Here is an 18,314-nt window from a genome sequence, read left to right on the forward strand (position 1 = left end):
ATGTATGGCTGAGGAGCTGCTCCGGGACTTCGACCCGTTCGACATCTTCGACACCGAGGCGGCCCGCCTCGACCGGTTCTTCGACGGGCTGGACGAGGCGGGGTGGGCGCGTCCCTCCCGCTGCGCGGGGTGGTCGGTGCGCGACGTGCTCGCCCACCTGGCCGGTGAGGAGGCCTACAACCACGCCTGCCTCGACGGGACCGTGCAGGAGCTGCTCACCCATGTGGCCGCCGAGGGGGTGACCGGGTTCAACGACTTCAACGAGTGGTCCGTACGGGAGCGTCGCGGCCTGCCCGTCGAGGAGGTGCTCCAGGAGTGGCGCACCAAGAACGGCGAGACCCGCGAGCGTATGCGCGCCCTCGGGCCGGACGCCCCGATCGACACCATGGCGGGCGCGTACCCGGTGGGCCTGCAGACCTTCCACTACGACTCCGAGTACGCCACCCACGCCGACGACGTCGGCGCGCCGGTGCGGGCGGAGGAGATCGACTACAGGACGTTCTGGCGAGTGGCCGTCGGACGGTTCGTACTGGCCGAGCAGGATTCGAGGGCCCAGGTCGAGCAGACGGCCGAGCAGATCTGGGTGAGCGTCGACGGGGGCAGCACGTCGCTGTCGTACCCGGACTTCGTGGAGGCCACCGTGGGACGGCTGCCGACCGACGGGCTCGACCCGCGGGTCGCCGCCGCCCTGCGGTGCCTGGCCTGAGAGGAGACCGGCATGTGGCTGCGTAACCGCGAGGGCACCGAACCGGTGACCGCGCGCAGCCCGCTGCGCGCGAGGCGGATCCTGTCGTGGATCGCCCTGATCGTCGCCGTGGTGGCGACGATCTTCTTCGTGACCCGCGCGATGGCCACGGGAGAGCAGGTGTGGGTCTGGGAGGCCGCCATCGGCGCCGCCGTGGCCGCGGTGGCGGCCGTGGACCTGGCGGTGCTCAGGCACCGCCGCGACCGCGACGGACCGCGCTAGGCCGTCACGCGGTGAGCACCGCGCGGGGACGTCATGTGGTGAGCACGGCCAGCAGGAGCAGCACGATCACCACGCCCGCGACCGCGAAGATGATCCAGACGTGGGTCAGCGCCCACACCCGCAGCCGGTCACTGTAGGCCCGAGGGTAGTCGATCCCGTCGGACTCGATCTTGTTGATCGCCGCCACGCGCCGGGCCAGTTCGGGGTCGTCCCGTTCGAGGCCCTGCTCGATCTCAGCGAGGATGCGGCGTTCCCTTCCAGAGAGACCCATAGCGATCACCATTGCTCCCACGCCGGTGAGAGCCTTGTACCCACGAGTAGCCTCAGCATGCCCGCCCGGCTTCCGCGGCTCCTCGGATGCTCCTCAACATGCCGACGCCCCCGGCCGCTCCGGCCGGAAAGGCAAGGAACGGGCGGGGGCGGGTCAAGTCTTGTACGACTATTTCCTGCCGTAGCGCTGGTTGAAGCGCTCGACGCGGCCCTCGGTGTCGAGGACGCGGCTGCGGCCGGTGTAGAACGGGTGGCTGGCCGACGACACGTCGACGTCCACGACCGGGTAGGTCCTGCCGTCCTCCCACTCGACGGTCCTGTCGCTCGTCAGGGTCGAGCGGGTGAGAAGGGCGAAGCCGGCGCTCGGGTCGCGGAAGACGACCGGACGGTACGAGGGGTGCTGGTTCTTCTTCATGCCCCCCTCAACCGGGTGGCAATGGTTTTCATTCCCTGGCTTCCGGATCCATTCCGAGCACGCTCCGGCCGCCGTCCACGGGGATCGTGGCCCCGTTGACGAACGATGCGTCCGACGAGAGCAGATGCGCCACCACCGAGGCCACCTCCTCCGGGGCGGCGACCCGTCCCAGGGGGTGCAGCCTGGCCATCTCGCGCTCGACGCCCACCACCTCGTCGGCGCTCCTGGAGGCCAGGAAGTCCTCGTAGCGTTCCGTGGCCACCGAGCCGGGCGCGACGGCGTTGACCCTGATGCCGTACCGGCCGTACTCGACGGCCAGCGACCTGGTCAACCCCTCGATCGCGGCCTTCGCCGTGGCGTAGGGCAGGCTGCCGGGGACCGCCCTGGTGGCCTGGTGCGAGGTGACGTTGACGATCGCGCCGGGCGTGCCCGACGCGAGAAAACGGCGGACGGCGACCGCGCAGCCCACCAGCGCGAGGTCCAGGTTTGCCCCGATCAGCTCACGTACCTCGGCGGTCGGGGCGTCGTGCACGGAGGCGTCACGGAAGATCGCCGCGTTGTTGACCCAGCCCGCCAGCGTGCCGGCCTCCTGGGCCCGGTCGGCGGCCCAGGAGACCAGCTCCTCGTCGGCCGCGTCGCCGACCACAGGGACGACCCTGGGGCCCGTCCAGGACAGCGAGCCGCCGTCACGGTCGATGACGACGACCGTGTCCTTCTCGCCCAGGAGCCGCTGGACCACGGCCTTCCCGATGCCACGCCCGCCGCCGGTCACCACGTAGGAAAGACTCATGCCTCCGACGCTACTGCGCCCGGGGTGACCTGCATCACCGTGTTCCCAGGTGATGAACGGGCACGAACCAGGCGTGATCGCCGTACCAGGTCCGGGGTCGCCGGCCCGCGTGGCCGGCGCGCTCGCGATCACGCAGACGGCCGGTTACGGCGTGCTCTACTACGCCTTCTCCGTGTTCATCCCGCCGATGGCCCGGGACCTGCGGGCCTGGGTGGCCCAGCTCACCGGCGCGATCACACTGTCGGTGCTGGTCTCCGCCCTGGTCGCGCCCGCCGTCGGACGCCTGCTGGACCGGCACGGCGGGCGCGCGCTGCCGGCCGTGACCGTGGTGGCCGGGTTCGCCTCCACCGTCTTCCTGCCGCTGACCGGGCTTCTCGTGGACCGGTACGGGTGGCGTCACGCGCTGGTCGTCCTGGCCGCCGGGTACACGCTGACGTCCGTGCCGCTGCACGCGCCGGCCGTACGGGGGCGGGGCTCGCCGTCGCCGCCCGCCGAGCGGCGCGAGATCGTCGGCGCGGCGCTGCGCGAGCGGCCGTTCTGGCTGCTCGGGGTGCTGTCGGTGACCGGACGGCTGGTCACGACGGGGCTGCAGAGCCGGTGGCCGGTGGCGCTGATCACGGCGGCGATGTTCGCCGTCCAGGGGGTGGCGGCGCTGCCGCTGCCGCTGGCGGGAGACAGCCGGGCGGGGCCGTCGCGGGGGTGGTGCTGTTCGGGCTGGGGTTCGGGGTGGCCACGATCGCCCGTCCCGCCCTGCTCGCCGACCGGTACGGCACGGCCGCGTACGCGACGCTGAACGGCACGCTCACCCTGCCCGTCACGATGGCCAAGGTGGTGGCCCCGCTGCTGTCAGCGGCGGTGGCGCAGGTCGCCGGGTACCCGGCGGTGATGGCCTCGGTGGCGGCGGCCTGCGTGCTCGGAGCGCTCTCGCTGGTGGCCTACGATCGTTACGGACGGGCGCGGGAGCAGGGCGACGCGCTGCCCGCCGAGCCGACCTGAGGCCCCCGGTCCGCCGTCGGCGGAACTGACGGAACGTCGGCCGACGACCACGTAAGGTAGCCGCATGGATACCCCCACCGAGGTTCTGCACCGCGTCTTCGGTTACGACTCGTTCAGGCCGGGTCAGCAGGAGATCATCGACCACGTCGTGGACGGCGGCGACGCGCTGGTGCTGATGCCCACCGGCGGCGGCAAGTCCCTGTGCTACCAGATCCCGGCCCTGGTGCGCCCCGGCGTGGGGGTCGTCGTCTCGCCGCTGATCGCGCTCATGCAGGACCAGGTCGACGCGCTGCGCGCGCTCGGCGTGCGGGCCGGTTTCCTCAACTCCACACAAGACTTCGACGAGCGCCAGCTCGTGGAGGCCGAGTTCCTGGCCGGCGAGCTCGACCTGCTCTACCTCGCGCCCGAGCGGCTGCGCGTCGAGGCCACGACGCGCCTGCTGACCAAGGGCGAGATCTCGATGTTCGCCATCGACGAGGCCCACTGCGTCTCCCAGTGGGGCCACGACTTCCGGCCCGACTACCTCGCGCTGTCGGAGCTGAGCGAGCGCTGGCCGCAGGTGCCGCGCATCGCGCTGACCGCCACCGCCACCCCGGCCACCCACGCCGAGATCTCCAGCCGGCTCGGGCTCGACCAGGCCCGCCATTTCGTGGCCGGCTTCGACCGGCCCAACATCCACTACCGCATCACCGCCAAGAGCGACCCCAAGCGGCAACTTCTCGACTTCCTGCGCACCGAGCACCAGGGCGACTCCGGCATCGTCTACTGCCTGTCGCGCTCGTCCGTGGAGAAGATCGCGGCCTATCTGGCCGACAACGGCATCGCGGCGGTGCCGTACCACGCGGGGCTCGACGCCCGTACCCGTGCCGCCCACCAGGCCCGCTTCCTGCGCGAGGACGGGTTGATCGTGGTGGCCACGATCGCGTTCGGCATGGGCATCGACAAGCCCGACGTGCGCTTCGTCGCCCACCTCGACCTGCCCAAGTCGGTCGAGGGCTACTACCAGGAGACCGGCCGGGCCGGGCGCGACGGCCAGCCCGCGACCGCCTGGATGGCCTACGGCCTCCAGGACGTCGTCCAGCACCGGCGCATGGCCCTGGAGGGCGACGAGGCCCACCGCCGCCGCCAGGTGCTCCACCTCGACGCCATGCTGGCGCTGTGCGAGACCGTCGGCTGCCGCCGGGTCATGCTGCTCGACTACTTCGGCCAGAAGGGCGCCGAGCCCTGCGGCAACTGCGACACCTGCCAGACCCCGCCCGAGTCCTGGGACGGCACGATCGCCGCCCAGAAGGTGTTGTCCACCGTGCTCCGGCTGAAGCGGGAGCGCGGCCAGAAGTTCGGCGTCGGGCAGGTGGTCGACATCCTGCTCGGCAAGACGACCGCCAAGGTGCTCCAGCACGGCCACGACTCGCTGACCGTGTTCGGCGTGGGCACCGACCTCGGCAACGCCGAGTGGCACGGCGTGGTGCGGCAACTGCTGGCGCAGGGGCTGCTCGCGGTGGAGTCCGACCACGGCACGCTGGTGCTCACCGACGCCAGCGCCGACGTGCTGCGCGGGCAGCGGGAGGTGCCGCTGCGCCGCGACCCGGTCCGTCCGGCGTCGCGGGCGTCCAGGTCGTCCGGCGCGTCCGGGGCTTCCGGGGCCAAGGGCCAGCCGGTCGCCGAGCTGCCCGCCGAGGCGGCGGCGGCGTTCGAACGGCTGCGCGCCTGGCGGGGCGCCGTCGCCAAGGAGCAGGGCGTGCCCGCCTACGTCATCTTCCACGACGCCACGCTGCGCGAGATCGCCACGCTGTCGCCGTCCTCGCTGGCGGAGCTGAGCCGGGTCAACGGGGTCGGGGAGAACAAGCTCGCCAAATACGGGGAACAGGTGCTGGAGGTGCTCCAGGCCACCGCCGAAGACAGCTGACCGCCTCGCGCGGCCGGGTGGGCGCGGGCGCGGGGCGGGACGGGGGTGCGCGGTGGGAGTTCGCGGTGGGAGTTCGGGGCGCGGGTGCGGGGCGGGAGTTCGGGGTGATGGCGACGGCCGCACGAAGAACGGTCGTCGCCACCACGTTGGCCGACCTGGTCGAGGCTCCTGGCCCGCGACCGGCCGGATGAATGCCGGGCCCCGTGTCCCTCTTTGATCGTACGGGGTGCCGCCGCCGATTGGGGGCCCGGTCACCCCGTCACTTGGGGTCGCGGCCGAGGTAGGCGAGGAGGTGGTCCTGCGCGCTCCCGAGTGCGGGAGGCCGTCGCCGGGCGGCGAAGCGGACCGGGCGGTCCTGGTCGGTGACGAAGAGGTGGGCCAGGTCCAGCAGCTCCTCGGCCAGCGCGGGCGGGATCGGACGGCGTTCTCCGCAGGCGCGCGCGATGTCCCAGCCGTGCACGGCGATCTCGATGGCGCCCGCCACGGCCACCATGGGCGCGGTCATCGGCACGTTCCCCACGGAGATCACCTCGGTCCGGATCGTGCCGGCCCATGACCCGAGCACTTCCGTGGCGCAGTCCCTGAGCAGCAGGGCGGGGTTGCGCAGGGCGGAGTTGCGCAGGGCGGGGCCACCGATGGGAGCGGGGCCGCCGACGGGGACGGGGCTGCGGGTGGTGGCGACGTGGCCGAGGGCGGCCTCGTTCAGGGCCTCGAAGGAGTCCTGCATGTGGTCGAGCAGCGCCTGGAGGTTCCAGCGGGCGCATGGGGTGGGGCGGCAGAGCACGGCCGGGCTGACCACGCGCAGGCTGCCCAAGGTGTAGTCGATGGCCCGCTCAAGCAGCGCCACCCCAGCCGTCAATGCCCGTGCCCGTTCGTTCATGTCGCCTCCTTCGGTGATGGAGACCGGGGGGACGGCGGAAAATCATCGGCGCTGTCGGGGTTGGGGGGCCGTTCCTTGTGGCGGCGGGAGGGGCGGCGCGGGGGTGCTGCCGGGCTTGGTGGGGGGCGTTTCCGAGAGCGGGGCCTTTCGTGACCTGCGGATCTTGTGCCGGAAGGTGACGGTGGTTCTGGCGGGCGTGGGCGCCGTACGGCTGCGGGGAACCTTTCGGCCGGGTGGGTGGTAGAGGGGGCATGAGGATGGTGACGATGAGGCTGGCGGCCGTCCCGGTGGCGGCGTTGCTGCTGGTGGCCGCGGGGTGCGGGCCGGACGGCGACCACGCAGGCGCTCCTGCGGCAAGCAACGGCGCCACCGGCTCCGGAGCCGCGGGTGAGGGCACCGCCGGTTCCCGCGCCGTGGACGACCGTGCCACCGCCCCGGCGGCGACCTCGGGTCCGGCGCTCCCTCCGGGCATCAGCGTGAGCTCGGGACCCGGGGGTGGGACCGACCCGAGCGCAGCCCCCAGCGCCGGCGCCGACCCCACTGGCCGGACGGACTCCGGCCCTCCGACCGGCCCCGACTGTCGGGGTGGGCGTCGTGGGGAGGGTGGTGGGTTTCCGGAGGTGCAGGGAGTTTCTGGGGATGCGGAGGTGTGGGGGCTGGTGTTTGTTGATCGGCTTCCGGTTGCGCACGGTAAGCCGGTCAAGATTGTGTGGCGGATGACCGGGGAGGGGCCGCTCACGGTCAGGGCTTCCCTGCCCGACGGTACGACGGCCCGGCTCGACTGGGGGCCGGAGGAGCACGACGGGTCGACGTGGCACCGTCCCGGGGACGAGTGGGGCACGGGGATCGTGTTCCCCAAGCGCGGCTGCTGGCGGATCGAGCTCAGCCGCACCCGCGGTACGGGCCACCTCTGGCTGCCGGTCGCCTAGCCGCGTACGCCCAGCGCCCGGTCCACGAACGCCTGGACGTCGTCGAGCACCTCGTCCTTGTTGGTCTCGTTGAACACCTCGTGCCGGGCTCCGGCGTAGATGCGTTCGGTGAGGTCGGTTCCCTTGACCGCCTCCACCCCGGCCCGGCTCCCGGCCGGCGGTACGAGGCGGTCGTCGTCGCCGTGCACCCACAAGGTGGGCAACGACCCGAACGTGCCGCCCTTGGCGATGGCGTCCAGCGTCGCCGCGAACGCCTCCACCGTGGCCCGTTTGAACGGCCCGTGCCAGACCAGCGGATCGTCCGCGTACGCCGCCCCGACCGACGGGTCGCGGGAGAGCGTGGCCGGGTCGATGGGGATGTCGGGCAGCTCGTCGAGGCCCATCAGCGCGGGGATGACCTCCCACTCGCCGATCACCGGACCCGACAACACCAGCGCGGTCAGGCCCTCGCCGTAGCGCTGGGCGTACCGGGCGGCGATCATGCCGCCCATGGAGTGGCCGATCACCACGACCGGTACGCCGGGATGGTCGGCCCTGGCGCGTTCCTCGACGGCGTGCACGTCGGTGACGACGTCCTCGAAGTCCTGGACGAGCACGCGCTCGCCCGCCGATCTGCCGTGGCCCATGTGGTCGAGGCCGTAGACGGCGGCGCCGTGCCGGACCAGGCGGTCGGCGACATGGTCGTAGCGGCCGATGTGCTCGCCGTACCCGTGGACCAGGAGGGCGAGGTAGCGGGGGTGGTCGTGCGGCCATTCGCGGACGACGTTGAGCCCTCGCGTGCCGGTGAAGGTGTGCTCTCGCGACTCGGCCATGATCGTCCTCTCCCATGCTGCCACGACGTCCGAAAACCGCTGACTTCCGCGGACGCGCCGGTGTTGTAGAGAGTATGGACATCCACACCATCATCGACAGCCCGCTGGGCGAGATTCTCCTCGTCGGCGACGGCACGGGACGTCTGACGCGCGTGTCGTTCGACGTCGGCGCGCCGCCGCCCGGACGCCGGGATCCGGCCGCGTTCGGGACGGCCGCGCGGCAGTTCGAGGAGTACTTCGCGGGCGGGCGTACCGCGTTCGACCTGCCGCTCGCCGCTCACGGGACGGCGTTCCAGCAGCGGGTGTGGGCGGAGGTGGCGGCGCTGCCGTACGGGAGCACGACGAGCTACGGCGAGCTGACCGCCCGCGCCGGAGCGACACGCGACCGCGTCCGCGCGGTCGGCGCGGCGATCGGCGCGAACCCGCTGCTCGTCGTGGTCCCCTGCCACCGGGTGGTCGGCGCGTCCGGCGCGCTGACCGGCTACGCGGGCGGCCTCGACCGCAAGCGCGACCTGCTCACCCTCGAAGGCGCGCTGCAGCCGCAGCTCTGGAGCGTGTTGTCATGACCGGTACGCAGGTGGCGCGGGCCGACTGGCAGCGGCTGGCCGGGGAGCTCGACGCCCACGGCTGCGCGCTGACGCCGCAGTTGCTCTCGCCGCAGGAGTGCGCGGAGATCTCCGGGCTGTACGACGAGCCCGGCCGGTTCCGTTCCACGATCGACATGGCCCGCTACCGGTTCGGTTCGGGCCAGTACCGGTATTTCCGTCAGCCGTTCCCGCCGCTGGTGGAGGCGTTGCGGGCGGCGTTCTATCCCCATTTGCTGCCGATCGCCCGCGACTGGGCGGCCCGGCTGGGACAGCCCGCGCCGTGGCCGGACGACTTCGGCGAATGGCTGGACATGTGTCACGCGGCGGGACAGACCAAGCCGACGCCCATCCTGCTGCGCTACCGCGAGAACGACTGGAACGCCCTCCACCGCGACCTGTACGGCGATCTCGTGTTCCCGCTCCAGGTCGTGATCGGGCTCGACCGGCCCGGCAAGGACTACACCGGGGGCGAGTTCCTGCTGGTGGAGCAGCGGCCCAGGGCCCAGTCCCGGGGCACGGTGACCGTGTTGCCACAGGGGCACGGGCTGATCTTCACGACCCGCGACCGGCCGGTGCGCTCCTCGCGCGGCTGGTCGGCCTCGCCGGTGCGGCACGGGGTCAGCACCGTACGTTCCGGGCTGCGGCACACCCTCGGCCTGGTCCTCCACGACGCGACATGACGCACGGACACGATGCGACATGACGTACGGACACGATGCGGCGTACGAGCTGGTCGGCGTGGACGGCCGCGCCTACCTCAGCCCGGTGCCGGGGACACTCGGCGGGCACCGGCGCGCCCGGCTGTACGGACGGCTCGACTGCCCGTCGGCGCTGCGGGCCGTGGCGCGCGGCGGGTACGTCCGGCACCGCGTCTTCTTCGCCGACGCGGCCACGGCGGTGGCGGCGGGATACCGGCCGTGCGCGGTGTGCCTGCCGAGCGAGTACGCGGTCTGGAAGGCGGCCGGAGACCGGCGTGAGCTGGACGGCGTGCTCGCCCTGCTGCGTGCCCAGCGCCCGAGGGCGGAGGCCGTCGTGATCGGGCACGGGCGGGACGGCGCGCACCTGGCCGAGGCGTTCGCGGCCGCCTGGGAGGGGACGGTGCTGGCGGTGGTCGCCTGGCCGGAGACGGCGGCGTCGTGGTTGCGCCAGGCCAGGCGGTTCACGGCGGGCGCCCCGGACGCCTGGGTGGTCGCGGGCGCGCCGGCGGGATGGGCCGGGATGAGCGAACGCCTGCGGCGCAGCACGGACTGGGACCCGGACCGCACGTACGGCTTCGCGGCCACGGCCCGCGCGGTCGCCCTGGCCGGCCCTGGAACACTGGAAGGCATGCGCGGAGCCGACACGAGCGGCAAACCGTGGAAAATAGGACGAAACCTGATATATCGGGAACCATCGTGATCCCCAACCCCATGCGCGAGATCGCCCCAGGCGCGGTGCACGTCCCCGGCTGGCTGACCCTCGGCGAGCAGCAGGACCTGGTCCGCGCCTGCCGTGCCTGGGCCACCGGCCCGGTGCCGATCCGGCACACCGTCCTGCCCAGGGGCGGCGTGATGTCGGTGCGAACGGTGTGCGTCGGCTGGCACTGGCAGCCGTACCGGTACACGCGCGAGGCCCACGACGTGAACGGGCGGCGGGTCGCCGAGTTCCCCGCCTGGCTGGGCGACCTCGGCCGCCGCGCACTCGCCGACGCCTACGGCCACCCGGACGACGGGTACGACCCGGACACCGCGCTGGTCAACTTCTACGACGGCCAGGCCAAGATGGGCATGCACCAGGACAAGGACGAACGTTCCGACGCCCCGGTGGTGTCACTGAGCATCGGCGACACGTGCCTGTTCCGGTTCGGCAACACCGAGACGCGCGGGAAGCCGTACACGGACGTCGAGCTGGCCTCGGGGGACCTGTTCGTGTTCGGCGGCGCGTCCCGGTTCGCCTACCACGGCGTGCCGAAGGTCTACCCGGGCACCGGCGACCCCGCCACGGGGCTGGCCGCCGGTCGCCTCAACATCACGATGCGGATGACGGGTCTTCGATGAAGTAGTCGAACTGGTCGTCGGTGAGGGTGCGGCGCAGGATGCGCAGCACCTTGCCGGGGTCGTCGTGCGGGCCCGGGGTGTAGAAGGGGCGGCCGTCGCGGCCGAAGGTGATGGCCGAGCCGCCCTCCCACTTGCCCAGCAGGTCGCTGACCGGCGCGAAGTCCTCGTGGGGCTCGAAGCCGAGCGTGCGGGCGTGGTCGACGGAGCCGAAGACCAGGTGCTGGGCCAGCTCGATCGGCACTTCCTGGTAGGCCGCGTACTCGCCGAAGAAGTATTCGCGGAACCGGCGCAGGTCGCGCTCGTCGAGCACGTCAGGACCGATGGTGTTCTTCACGCCGAGGCAGTAGACGTCGGCGAGGTAGCCGCAGACCGTCATCCTGTCCCAGGTGTGACGCCGGGCGACCAGCACGCACACCATGCCGCCCGCGCCCGACTCCGGGTCCTCGTCGATCCAGCCCTTGGACGGGTCGACGCCCAGCCCGGCGCTCCAGCCGACGTTCATCCAGCACCCGACGACCTCAGGCTCGCCGGTGGTCACGTTCTCGGCGGCGATGGCGCGCACGAGGGGCGCGACGACCGACGGCGACACCTTGAGCGCCCGGGCGATCTCCTTCGGGGACCTGCCCTGGGCGCGCAGCTCGCGTACCTGCTCCTTCAACTCCACACGCGGCAGCCTAGCGCGCCGGTGCGCCCTCAGGCGGACAGGCGGCGGGCGAGCCGGGCGGACATCGGCGGCTCAGCCGACCGACGACGTCACGGTGTCCACGTGCCGCTGGCCGACCGAACGCCCCGACACCAGGACGAGTTCGAGCTCGCGCAGGTCGGCCAGGCGGTCGAGCGGGTTGCCGCGCACCGCGATGAGGTCGGCGCGCTTGCCCGCCTCCAGGCTGCCGGTCTCGGCCCCCACCCCGCACGCCTCGGCGGCGCGTACGGTGGCCAGCTCGACGATCTCGGCGTTGCCGAACCCGGCCTCGGCGAAGACCTCCAGCCCCGACACGTAGTCGTCGGTGCGCTTGTCGAGCCCGGCGATGGCGAACCCGGTGTCGGTCCCCGCGACGAGTTTGATCCCGGCCGCGCGCATGGCGGCCACGTTGCCCAGCCAGCGGTCCATGGGCTCGGCGCCGATGAGCGCGCGCAGGTTCCAGAACTGCCCGTGGACGGTTGGGCACACGTACGTGCCGCTCTCGGCGATGGCCTCGGCCAGCCGCGTGTCGTACGCCGGGCCCTGCGTGGTGTGGAACGTGCAGTGCTCGATCGTGGTGACCCCGGCCTCCAGCGCGTTGCGGATCGAGTCGGGGGCATGGGCGTGCGCCGCGACGGTCTTGCCGCGCGCCGCCGCCTCCTCCACGGCGACCCTGATCAGGGCGGCCGGGTACTGGGCCCGCCAGCTCGGCACCGAGCCCGGAGACATCTCGCCGCCCGAGGCCATGACCTTGAGGCAGTCGGCGCCGGCCCGCAGGTTCTCCCTGGCCACCCGGCGCACGGACGGCTCGTCGTCGGCCTCGCCGCCCATGTACCAGCAGTGGCCGCCGGTGACGGTGATCGGCCGGGTCGCGGCGAGCAGGTGCGGCCCGACGGCCAGGCCGTCCTCGACGGCGTCGCGCAGGGTGAGGTCGAGGAAGGAGCGCCCGCCGAGGTCGCGGGCGGTGGTGACGCCGGCGGAGACGAGCTTGCGGGCGTTCTCGGCCATGCGCAGCAGCAGGCGGCCGTCGTTCTCGGCGCTGCGCCCGGTCACCCGGTCGACGCGGGCGTCGAACCCCAGGTGCACGTGCGCGTCGACCAGGCCGGGCAGGAGGGTGTGGCCGCGCAGGTCGAGCACCTCCGGTGCCTCGCCGGCGCTGCCGCGGGGGCCCACCGAGAGGATGCGCGAGCCGTCGATCAGCACCTCGCCGTCCGCGATGACCTCTCCGGGACGCCCGGTGAGCACCGTGTCGGCACGGATGATCCGCATAGCTCCCACATTGCCACACGGGCATGGACCGCGCCCGCCCCTCGTGCGACGATCGCGACATGCGGGACTATTACCGCGATCTCGCCGCCGACTACCACTGGATCTTCCCCGACCGGGTCGTCCTGCCTCCCGGCACGCCCGGCGGCACCTCGCCGGGCAACGAACGGCTGGTGGAGGCCGTGGTGGACGCCCTGCCGCCGGGGGCGTCCGTGCTGGACTGCGCGTGCGGGATCGGCACCGACGTGATGGCCCTGGCCGGACGCGGCCTGCGGGTCCTGGGCTCCGACGGCAGCGCCGCCATGGTCGAGGAGGCCGCTCGCCGGGTCTCCGGCGTGGAGTTCGCGACCTGCCTGTGGCAGGACCTGCCGGGGTCGCTGCCCGGCCCGTTCGACCTGGTGTTCTGTCTCGGCAACTCGCTCGTGCACACCGGCTCGCGGGCGGCCATGGTGGCCGCGCTCGCGGGCATGCGCCGGGCGCTCGCGCCCGGCGGCACGCTGGTCGTGGACTCCCGCAACTGGGAGCTGCTCCAGCGCGAGCGGCAGCGGATCGTCGCCGCCGAGGAGTTCAGGGAGCGCGACGGCGTGCGCTGCCTGTGCCTGTACGTCTGGACGTTCCCGCCCGAATTCGGCCCGCCGATCCAGGCCGAGGTGGTGCTCGTGCTGGAGGGCAAGGACGGCCGGGTCGGACACCGCCGCTACCCCCTCGACTTCGTCCCGTTCACGGAGGCGGAGCTGCGCGGGCGCGTCGAGGAGGCGGGCTTCGCCGTCACGGAGTCCACCTACCACCCGGACGCCGGCCGCTACGCCCTCGTGGCCCACCCCATCTGATAAGAAGCTTTACTTATTAGGGCATGATGGCCGTCCATGTGGACGCGGGAATTCATGCTCTTCTTCACCGCCCGTACGGTGTCGATGCTCGGCTGGGCGATCACCCCCGTGGCGACCGCGCTGGGCATGCACGACGCCGGCTACGGCGCGACCGGGGTGGGGCTGGCCCTGGCCGCCTGGACCGTGCCGATGGCGGGGCTCATCCTGTTCGGCGGCGTACTCATGGACCGTTTCACCCCCCGCCGGATGATGATCGGCGCCGACGTCGTCAGGGTGGCCACACAGGCGGCCATGGCGGTGCTGTTCCTGCTGGGCAGGCCGGAGTTGTGGCAGGTGCTGGCGCTGTCGGCGATCGCGGGGGCGGCGTCCGCCATGTACCAGCCCGGCGTGGCGGGGACCGTCGCGCGGGTCGCGCCCGACGTGCAGCGGGCCAACGCCACGCTGCGCATGTCCGAGGCGATCATGCAACTGCTCGGGCCGGGGCTGGCCGGCGCGCTGGCCGGGCTGGCCGGGGTGGGCGTCGTGTTCGCCATCGACTCGGCCGGGTTCGCGATCAGCGCCGTGTGCCTGCTGCTCATGCGGACGCGAGTGGCGGGCTCGGGCGAGGAACCGGTGCTCGTACGGCTGCGGGAGGGCTGGCGGGAGTTCCGCTCGCGTACGTGGATGTGGAGCGTCATCCTGATCTGGGTGATCTTCGGGATCACGTTGTTCGGACCGCTGATCCCGCTGGGCTCGGTGATCGTCACCGACGCGTACGGGCAGACCGCGTACGGGCTGGTCATGTCGGCGAGCGGGGCGGGCACGATCGTCGGCGGACTGCTGGCGCTGCGGATCAGGCCGGCCAGGCCGCTGGCGGCGGGCGGGATCGGCATGTTCCTGTTCGCGCTGGAGCCGCTGAGCTTCGCCGCCGGGCTGCCGCTCGGCGTGATCATGGCCTGCCACGTGCTGGGCGGGGCCGGCTGGGCGTTCTGGTCGGTGATGTGGGCGACGAGCGTGCAGACGCTGGTGCCGGCCGAGGCCCTGAACCGGGTCAGCGCGTACGAGATCGGCGGCTCGACCATGGCCGTCCCGATCGGGCAGGCGCTGGCCGGGCCGATGGCGGGCCTGGTGGGCGCGCGCGAGCTGCTGACCGTCTCCGCGCTGGTCGCGGTCGCCGGCTGCCTGGCGCTGCTGTCCGTACGGCCGGTGCGCCAGATCTCCGTAAGGCCATGAGAAGCCGACCTTAAGTCCGTTCCCGCATCGTGAAGGCATGAGCACGACACAGACCGCCCAGTACGAGATCGTCCGCACCTTCGACGCCCCCCGCGAGCACGTCTACGCCGCCTGGACCGAGCCCGAGCGCTTCTCCCGCTGGTTCGGCCCCCGCATGCTGGCCGCCCCGGTCGGCCGGATCACCCTCGACGCCCGGCCCGGCGGCCGGTGGCGCGCGACGCTCGTCGGCGAGGACGGGTTCGAGGTCACCCTGGACGGCTCCTACCGCGAGGTCGAGGCGCCCGCGCGGCTGGTGTTCACGACCGGCGACCCCGGCGCCCCCGGTGACGGCCCGGCCTCGGTGGTGACGCTCGACCTGCTCGACCGGGACGGCCACACCGAGATGCGCTTCCACCAGTACGGCGTCAACACCGACCAGGAGCACGCCGAGCAGGCCAGGGCCGGCTGGGACGAATTCTTCGACCGCCTGGCCGAACAGGTCGGCCGCTGACGCCCAGGTCGGCCGCTGACACCCAGGTCGGCCGCTGACACCCGGGTCGGCCGCTGACACGTCAGAGCAGGCCCAGCGCGTCGTCCAGCTTGCAGGCCCCACCCCGCGCGTACGCCTCCAGGAAGGCCCGCTCGCCGAGCGCGTCGCGGACCCTGGCCGTCACGCGCTCGTCCTCCTCCCGTTCCGAGGCGGTCGCCGGCGTCCGGATCTGCTCGCGGACCGCGGCGGCCAGCCCCAGCAGCACCGCCGCCCGCTCGGTCGGCCCCGCCGCGGACGCCGCGCCCGCGACGGCCGCCGCCGCCGTACGCGGGTCGCCGATCCTGACCGCGGCGGCCAGCGCCTCCCGGTGCAGCTCCATGGCCGCGGCCGGGTCGCCGCGCCGCTCGGTGACGTGGCCCAGCTCGATCAGCAGGTCCGGCAGGTGCAGCGGCGGCTCGACGGCGGGGTCGCGGGGCAGGCCCTCCAGCAGGTGGAGCAGGTGCGTCTCGGCCAGGTCGAGCAGCCCGGCGCGGCGCGCGGCGAAGCCCAGACCCATCTCGGCCATGGTCTCGCCCATCTTGTTGCCCTGGCCGACGGCCAGCTTCATCGCCCGTCCGCACAGCTCCATGGCCTGGTCGTACGAGCCACCGTGCAGCGCCATCCAGCCCAGCCACGCGATGCGCCCGGCCACCTCCGGCCACAGGCCGAGATCCTCGGCCATCCGCAGCCCCTCGGCGAACAGCCGGCTCGCCCGCTCGTGGTCGCCGGCCATCTCCGCCGCGCCGGCCAGCCATTCGGTGGCCTGCAACATGCCCCAGCGGTCGCCCAGCTCGCCGAACAGCCGCGCGCTCTCCTCCGCGTCCCGCTCCAGCGCCTCGCCGTCCCGCAGGGTGAACGCGTCGCGCGCCTGCCTGGACAGCGCCACGGCGACGCCCCACGTATCGCCGTACGCGCGGCAGGCCGCCAGCGCCCGGCGGGTCAGCTCCTGGCCGTTGACCATGTCGGGCACGCTCATGCCGACGAACAGCTCGGCCCTGGCCCGCTCGCCCGGATCGGCGATCCGCTCCAGCAGCGGCTCCCACGCGACCTGCTCGCCCAGGATGAGCGCGAACCCGGCGTGCCAGGCCGCCGCCCGGTGCCGCGCCGGGCCGTCCGGCCCCTCGACGGCCAGCGCCGCGGCCAGCGAACGCCTGCCCTCGGCCAGCCGGCCGCGCAGGAACCAGTACCAGGCCAGCGCGTTGACCAGGCGCGCGGCGGTCTCGGCGGCCCCTTCGGCGATCGCGGTGTCGAGCGCGGCCCGCATGTTGGCCGACTCGGCGTCCAGGAGCAGCAGCCGGTCACGCTGGTCGCCGCCGTACAACCCGGGCTCCGCCCGTACGGCCAGGTGCAGGTAGTGGTCCAGGTGCGCGTGGCGTACGGCGGCCAGCTCGCCGGCGTCGGCGAGGCGGCCCACGCAGTACTCCGACACCGATTCGAGCAGCCGGTACCTGACCCCGGCCGTACCCTCGGCGACGACCACGAGCGAACGGTCGACCAGCCGGGCCAGCAGGTCGAGCACGTCGAGCCCCGGCTCGGCGCAGACGGCCTCGGCCGACTCCAGCGTGCAGCCGTCGGCGTGCACGGCCAGGCGGCGCAGCACCACCCGTTCCTCGTCGGAGAGCAGGTCCCAGCTCCAGTCGATCACCGCGGTGAGCGTCTGCTGCCGGGCGGGCGCGCCCCTGCGGCCCGAGGCCAGCAGCCTGAACCGGTCGTCCAGCCGGTCCACCACACCCTGGACGCCGAGCGCCCGCACCCGCGTCGCGGCCAGTTCCAGGGCCAGCGGGATGCCGTCGAGCCGCCGGCAGAGCTGGGCCACGGCCTGCGCGTTCCCCGCCTCCAGCGCGAACCCGCGCGCCGAGGCGGCCGCCCTGGCGACGAACAGCCGGACCGCGTCCGAACGGGCCATCTCCGTCAGGTCCGTGCCCGTGGGCAGGTCGAGGGGCGGGACGCTCCACAACACCTCGCCGTCCACGCCGAGCGGCTCGCGGCTGGTGGCCAGGACGGTCAGGTGGGGCGCCGCGGCCAGCAGCGTCTCGGCCACCTCGGCGACCTGCTCGACGACGTGCTCGCAGTTGTCCAGCACGAGCAGCACGCGCCTGGTCCGCAGCGCCGCGGCCAGCCGCTCGTGGACGGCGCCGCCGGACGGGTCCTCCCGGATGTCCAGCGCGGCCGTGATCGCCTCGGCGGGTGAGTGGGTGGCCTGGTCGAGCGCGACCAGCCAGGCGCCGTCGGCGAACCCGTCCAGCAGCCGGCGGGCCGCCTCCAGCGCCAGCCTGGTCTTGCCGACGCCGCCGGTGCCGGTGAGCGTGACCAGCCGCTCGGCGCTCACCAGCGAGCAGAGCTCGGCCAGCGCCTCGTCCCGGCCGACGAGCTTGCTGACGGGGGTAGGCAGGTTCGTCGTGGGCCGCTCGGCGGGCAGGCTCAGCGCCGGGTCCTGGCCCAGGATCGCCTGGTGCAGCGCGACCAGCTCGGGGCCGGGGTCGAGGCCCAGGTCCTCGGCCAGGCGCTCGCGCAGCTCGGCGAAGCCGGCCAGGGCGTCGCTCTGCCGTCCGGCGCGGTAGAGCGCGCGCATGTGCACGGCGCGCAGCCGTTCCCGCAGCGGGTGCCGGGCCACCAGGTCGCCCAGCTCGCCGACGAGCAGCCCGTGCTCGCCCAGGTCGAGCCGGGCCTCGGCGTGCTGCTCCAGCGCCGTGAGCCGCTGCTCCTCCAGCCGTACGATCGCCGACCTGGTGTACTCCTCGTCGGCGAAGTCCGCGTACGCCGGCCCCCGCCACAGCGCCAGGGCGTCGGCCAGCAGCCCCGCCCTGGCCCGCGGGTTGTCGGCCGCCTCGGCCCGGGTCAGCAGCTCGGCGAAGCGGGCCGCGTCCAGGGCGCCGGGATCGGTGCGCAGCAGGTAGCCGGGCGCCCGCGAGACCACGAGATTCTTGCCGCCGGGCTCGGCGTCCTCCAGCGCCTTGCGCAACTGGGAGACGCGCACCTGGAGCGCGCCCGCAGGGTTGCCCGGCGGCTCCTCGCCCCACAGGTCGTCGACCAGCCGGTCGGCCGAGACCGGATGCCCCTCGTGGACGAGCAGGTCGGCGAGCAGGGCCCGGACCTTTAGGCCTGGGATCGTCACAGGCTCCCCCGCCTCGGTCCACACGGCCAGCGGACCAAGCACCCCAAAACGCATGTCCGTCACCTTATGCGGCGCCGTAAGCGCACGAGAAGAACACCTGAAGCGGGCTCCAG

The 18,314-nt window shown here is 73.3% G+C and carries 21 protein-coding genes; 13 read left to right on the forward strand and 8 right to left on the reverse strand.

Annotated features, from left to right (window positions below):
• Positions 1–4: 4 nt before the first annotated feature.
• Together IEZ27_RS22430 and IEZ27_RS22435 are read left to right on the forward strand one after the other, a co-directional pair.
• Positions 5–706: a maleylpyruvate isomerase family mycothiol-dependent enzyme gene (locus IEZ27_RS22430; RefSeq protein ID WP_189648997.1), complete on the forward strand. Its 702-nt coding sequence runs from the start codon at positions 5–7 to the stop codon at positions 704–706.
• A gap of 12 nt (positions 707–718) precedes the next feature.
• Positions 719–967, forward strand: coding sequence for a DUF6343 family protein (locus IEZ27_RS22435; protein ID WP_189648998.1), 249 nt, complete (start codon positions 719–721; stop codon positions 965–967).
• Positions 968–998: 31 nt separating this feature from the next.
• On the opposite strand, the gene IEZ27_RS22440 is transcribed toward IEZ27_RS22435, so the two are convergent.
• The 3 genes from IEZ27_RS22440 to IEZ27_RS22450 form a co-directional block, all read right to left on the reverse strand.
• On the reverse strand, positions 999–1,238 hold the full coding sequence (locus IEZ27_RS22440; RefSeq protein ID WP_125631840.1) for a DUF3040 domain-containing protein: 240 nt from the start codon (positions 1,236–1,238) through the stop codon (positions 999–1,001).
• 168 nt (positions 1,239–1,406) lie between these two features.
• Positions 1,407–1,652 (reverse strand): type B 50S ribosomal protein L31, encoded by a 246-nt coding sequence (locus IEZ27_RS22445; protein ID WP_125631842.1) that lies wholly within the window; start codon positions 1,650–1,652, stop codon positions 1,407–1,409.
• A gap of 28 nt (positions 1,653–1,680) precedes the next feature.
• The gene (locus IEZ27_RS22450; RefSeq protein ID WP_189648999.1) at positions 1,681–2,442 is read right to left on the reverse strand and encodes an SDR family NAD(P)-dependent oxidoreductase; all 762 of its coding nucleotides are present in this window, start codon (positions 2,440–2,442) and stop codon (positions 1,681–1,683) included.
• Between the two features lie 49 nt (positions 2,443–2,491).
• Here IEZ27_RS22450 and IEZ27_RS22455 point away from each other — a divergent pair, with 49 nt between their 5' ends.
• The 3 genes from IEZ27_RS22455 (at position 2,492) to recQ (ending at position 5,344) form a co-directional block, all read left to right on the forward strand.
• The gene (locus IEZ27_RS22455; protein WP_229824223.1) at positions 2,492–3,235 is read left to right on the forward strand and encodes an MFS transporter; all 744 of its coding nucleotides are present in this window, start codon (positions 2,492–2,494) and stop codon (positions 3,233–3,235) included.
• Positions 3,169–3,438, forward strand: a complete 270-nt coding sequence (locus IEZ27_RS54070) for a hypothetical protein (RefSeq protein ID WP_229824224.1) — start codon at positions 3,169–3,171, stop codon at positions 3,436–3,438. Before IEZ27_RS22455 ends, IEZ27_RS54070 begins: the two co-directional genes overlap by 67 nt.
• A 64-nt stretch (positions 3,439–3,502) precedes the next feature.
• Positions 3,503–5,344 (forward strand): DNA helicase RecQ, encoded by a 1,842-nt coding sequence (recQ, locus tag IEZ27_RS22460; protein ID WP_189649000.1) that lies wholly within the window; start codon positions 3,503–3,505, stop codon positions 5,342–5,344.
• 259 nt (positions 5,345–5,603) lie between these two features.
• Here recQ and IEZ27_RS22465 read toward each other — a convergent pair whose 3' ends face one another.
• Positions 5,604–6,224 (reverse strand): TIGR03086 family metal-binding protein, encoded by a 621-nt coding sequence (locus tag IEZ27_RS22465; RefSeq protein ID WP_189649001.1) that lies wholly within the window; start codon positions 6,222–6,224, stop codon positions 5,604–5,606.
• A 716-nt stretch (positions 6,225–6,940) separates the two neighbouring features.
• Here IEZ27_RS22465 and IEZ27_RS22470 point away from each other — a divergent pair.
• Entirely contained in the window at positions 6,941–7,153 is a 213-nt protein-coding gene (locus IEZ27_RS22470; protein ID WP_125631850.1) for a hypothetical protein, read from the forward strand.
• Here the strand turns inward: IEZ27_RS22470 and IEZ27_RS22475 are convergent.
• The gene (locus tag IEZ27_RS22475; protein ID WP_189649002.1) at positions 7,150–7,965 is read right to left on the reverse strand and encodes an alpha/beta hydrolase; all 816 of its coding nucleotides are present in this window, start codon (positions 7,963–7,965) and stop codon (positions 7,150–7,152) included. The two genes, IEZ27_RS22470 and IEZ27_RS22475, sit on opposite strands and share 4 nt — an antisense overlap.
• Before the next feature lie 74 nt (positions 7,966–8,039).
• Between IEZ27_RS22475 and IEZ27_RS22480 the strand changes: the two genes are divergently transcribed.
• Genes IEZ27_RS22480 through IEZ27_RS22500 form a run of 4 tightly spaced genes read left to right on the forward strand, consistent with a single transcriptional unit; the run spans position 8,040 to position 10,588 of the window.
• The gene (locus IEZ27_RS22480) at positions 8,040–8,531 is read left to right on the forward strand and encodes a methylated-DNA--[protein]-cysteine S-methyltransferase (RefSeq protein ID WP_189649003.1); all 492 of its coding nucleotides are present in this window, start codon (positions 8,040–8,042) and stop codon (positions 8,529–8,531) included.
• A complete protein-coding gene (locus IEZ27_RS22485) occupies positions 8,528–9,232 on the forward strand; it encodes a 2OG-Fe(II) oxygenase (RefSeq protein WP_189649004.1) in 705 nt (234 codons plus the stop codon). The genes IEZ27_RS22480 and IEZ27_RS22485 overlap by 4 nt, the downstream gene beginning before the upstream one ends.
• A 19-nt stretch (positions 9,233–9,251) precedes the next feature.
• Complete coding sequence (locus IEZ27_RS54075) at positions 9,252–9,950, forward strand: Ada metal-binding domain-containing protein (RefSeq protein WP_229824225.1); 699 nt, start codon at positions 9,252–9,254, stop codon at positions 9,948–9,950.
• Positions 9,944–10,588, forward strand: a complete 645-nt coding sequence (locus IEZ27_RS22500) for an alpha-ketoglutarate-dependent dioxygenase AlkB family protein (RefSeq protein WP_446686166.1) — start codon at positions 9,944–9,946, stop codon at positions 10,586–10,588. The genes IEZ27_RS54075 and IEZ27_RS22500 overlap by 7 nt, the downstream gene beginning before the upstream one ends.
• On the opposite strand, the gene IEZ27_RS22505 is transcribed toward IEZ27_RS22500, so the two are convergent.
• Together IEZ27_RS22505 and IEZ27_RS22510 are read right to left on the reverse strand one after the other, a co-directional pair.
• Entirely contained in the window at positions 10,560–11,252 is a 693-nt protein-coding gene (locus IEZ27_RS22505; RefSeq protein WP_229824226.1) for a helix-turn-helix domain-containing protein, read from the reverse strand. The genes IEZ27_RS22500 and IEZ27_RS22505 overlap by 29 nt on opposite strands.
• Positions 11,253–11,324: 72 nt before the next feature.
• A complete protein-coding gene (locus IEZ27_RS22510) occupies positions 11,325–12,539 on the reverse strand; it encodes an amidohydrolase family protein (protein WP_189649005.1) in 1,215 nt (404 codons plus the stop codon).
• 59 nt (positions 12,540–12,598) lie between these two features.
• Between IEZ27_RS22510 and IEZ27_RS22515 the strand changes: the two genes are divergently transcribed.
• The 3 genes from IEZ27_RS22515 to IEZ27_RS22525 are packed head-to-tail and all read left to right on the forward strand — an operon-like array spanning position 12,599 to position 15,068.
• A complete protein-coding gene (locus IEZ27_RS22515; protein WP_189649006.1) occupies positions 12,599–13,366 on the forward strand; it encodes a class I SAM-dependent methyltransferase in 768 nt (255 codons plus the stop codon).
• A 36-nt stretch (positions 13,367–13,402) separates the two neighbouring features.
• Positions 13,403–14,578: an MFS transporter gene (locus IEZ27_RS22520; RefSeq protein ID WP_189649007.1), complete on the forward strand. Its 1,176-nt coding sequence runs from the start codon at positions 13,403–13,405 to the stop codon at positions 14,576–14,578.
• A 37-nt stretch (positions 14,579–14,615) separates the two neighbouring features.
• Positions 14,616–15,068, forward strand: coding sequence for an SRPBCC family protein (locus IEZ27_RS22525; RefSeq protein WP_189649008.1), 453 nt, complete (start codon positions 14,616–14,618; stop codon positions 15,066–15,068).
• 61 nt (positions 15,069–15,129) lie between these two features.
• Here the strand turns inward: IEZ27_RS22525 and IEZ27_RS22530 are convergent, their stop codons facing one another.
• Positions 15,130–18,201, reverse strand: a complete 3,072-nt coding sequence (locus IEZ27_RS22530; protein WP_308427302.1) for a BTAD domain-containing putative transcriptional regulator — start codon at positions 18,199–18,201, stop codon at positions 15,130–15,132.
• Between the last annotated feature and the right edge of the window lie 113 nt (positions 18,202–18,314).

It is taken from the genome of Nonomuraea spiralis (genome assembly GCF_014648435.1).
In the GTDB taxonomy this organism is placed as follows: Bacteria; Actinomycetota; Actinomycetes; order Streptosporangiales; family Streptosporangiaceae; genus Nonomuraea; species Nonomuraea spiralis.

Bases quoted from the DNA above. Each gene is read 5' to 3' on its own strand.
- IEZ27_RS22470 (WP_125631850.1), top strand. From the start codon at position 6,941: ATGACCGGGGAGGGGCCGCTCACGGTCAGGGCTTCCCTGCCCGACGGT.
- IEZ27_RS22520 (WP_189649007.1), top strand. From the start codon at position 13,403: ATGTGGACGCGGGAATTCATGCTCTTCTTCACCGCCCGTACGGTGTCG.
- IEZ27_RS22515 (WP_189649006.1), top strand. From the start codon at position 12,599: ATGCGGGACTATTACCGCGATCTCGCCGCCGACTACCACTGGATCTTC.
- IEZ27_RS54075 (WP_229824225.1), top strand. From the start codon at position 9,252: ATGACGTACGGACACGATGCGGCGTACGAGCTGGTCGGCGTGGACGGC.
- IEZ27_RS22475 (WP_189649002.1), bottom strand. From the start codon at position 7,965: ATGGCCGAGTCGCGAGAGCACACCTTCACCGGCACGCGAGGGCTCAAC.
- IEZ27_RS22480 (WP_189649003.1), top strand. From the start codon at position 8,040: ATGGACATCCACACCATCATCGACAGCCCGCTGGGCGAGATTCTCCTC.
- IEZ27_RS22485 (WP_189649004.1), top strand. From the start codon at position 8,528: ATGACCGGTACGCAGGTGGCGCGGGCCGACTGGCAGCGGCTGGCCGGG.
- IEZ27_RS22465 (WP_189649001.1), bottom strand. From the start codon at position 6,224: ATGAACGAACGGGCACGGGCATTGACGGCTGGGGTGGCGCTGCTTGAG.
- recQ (WP_189649000.1), top strand. From the start codon at position 3,503: ATGGATACCCCCACCGAGGTTCTGCACCGCGTCTTCGGTTACGACTCG.
- IEZ27_RS22440 (WP_125631840.1), bottom strand. From the start codon at position 1,238: ATGGGTCTCTCTGGAAGGGAACGCCGCATCCTCGCTGAGATCGAGCAG.
- IEZ27_RS22430 (WP_189648997.1), top strand. From the start codon at position 5: ATGGCTGAGGAGCTGCTCCGGGACTTCGACCCGTTCGACATCTTCGAC.
- IEZ27_RS22525 (WP_189649008.1), top strand. From the start codon at position 14,616: ATGAGCACGACACAGACCGCCCAGTACGAGATCGTCCGCACCTTCGAC.
- IEZ27_RS22450 (WP_189648999.1), bottom strand. From the start codon at position 2,442: ATGAGTCTTTCCTACGTGGTGACCGGCGGCGGGCGTGGCATCGGGAAG.
- IEZ27_RS22445 (WP_125631842.1), bottom strand. From the start codon at position 1,652: ATGAAGAAGAACCAGCACCCCTCGTACCGTCCGGTCGTCTTCCGCGAC.
- IEZ27_RS22510 (WP_189649005.1), bottom strand. From the start codon at position 12,539: ATGCGGATCATCCGTGCCGACACGGTGCTCACCGGGCGTCCCGGAGAG.
- IEZ27_RS22435 (WP_189648998.1), top strand. From the start codon at position 719: ATGTGGCTGCGTAACCGCGAGGGCACCGAACCGGTGACCGCGCGCAGC.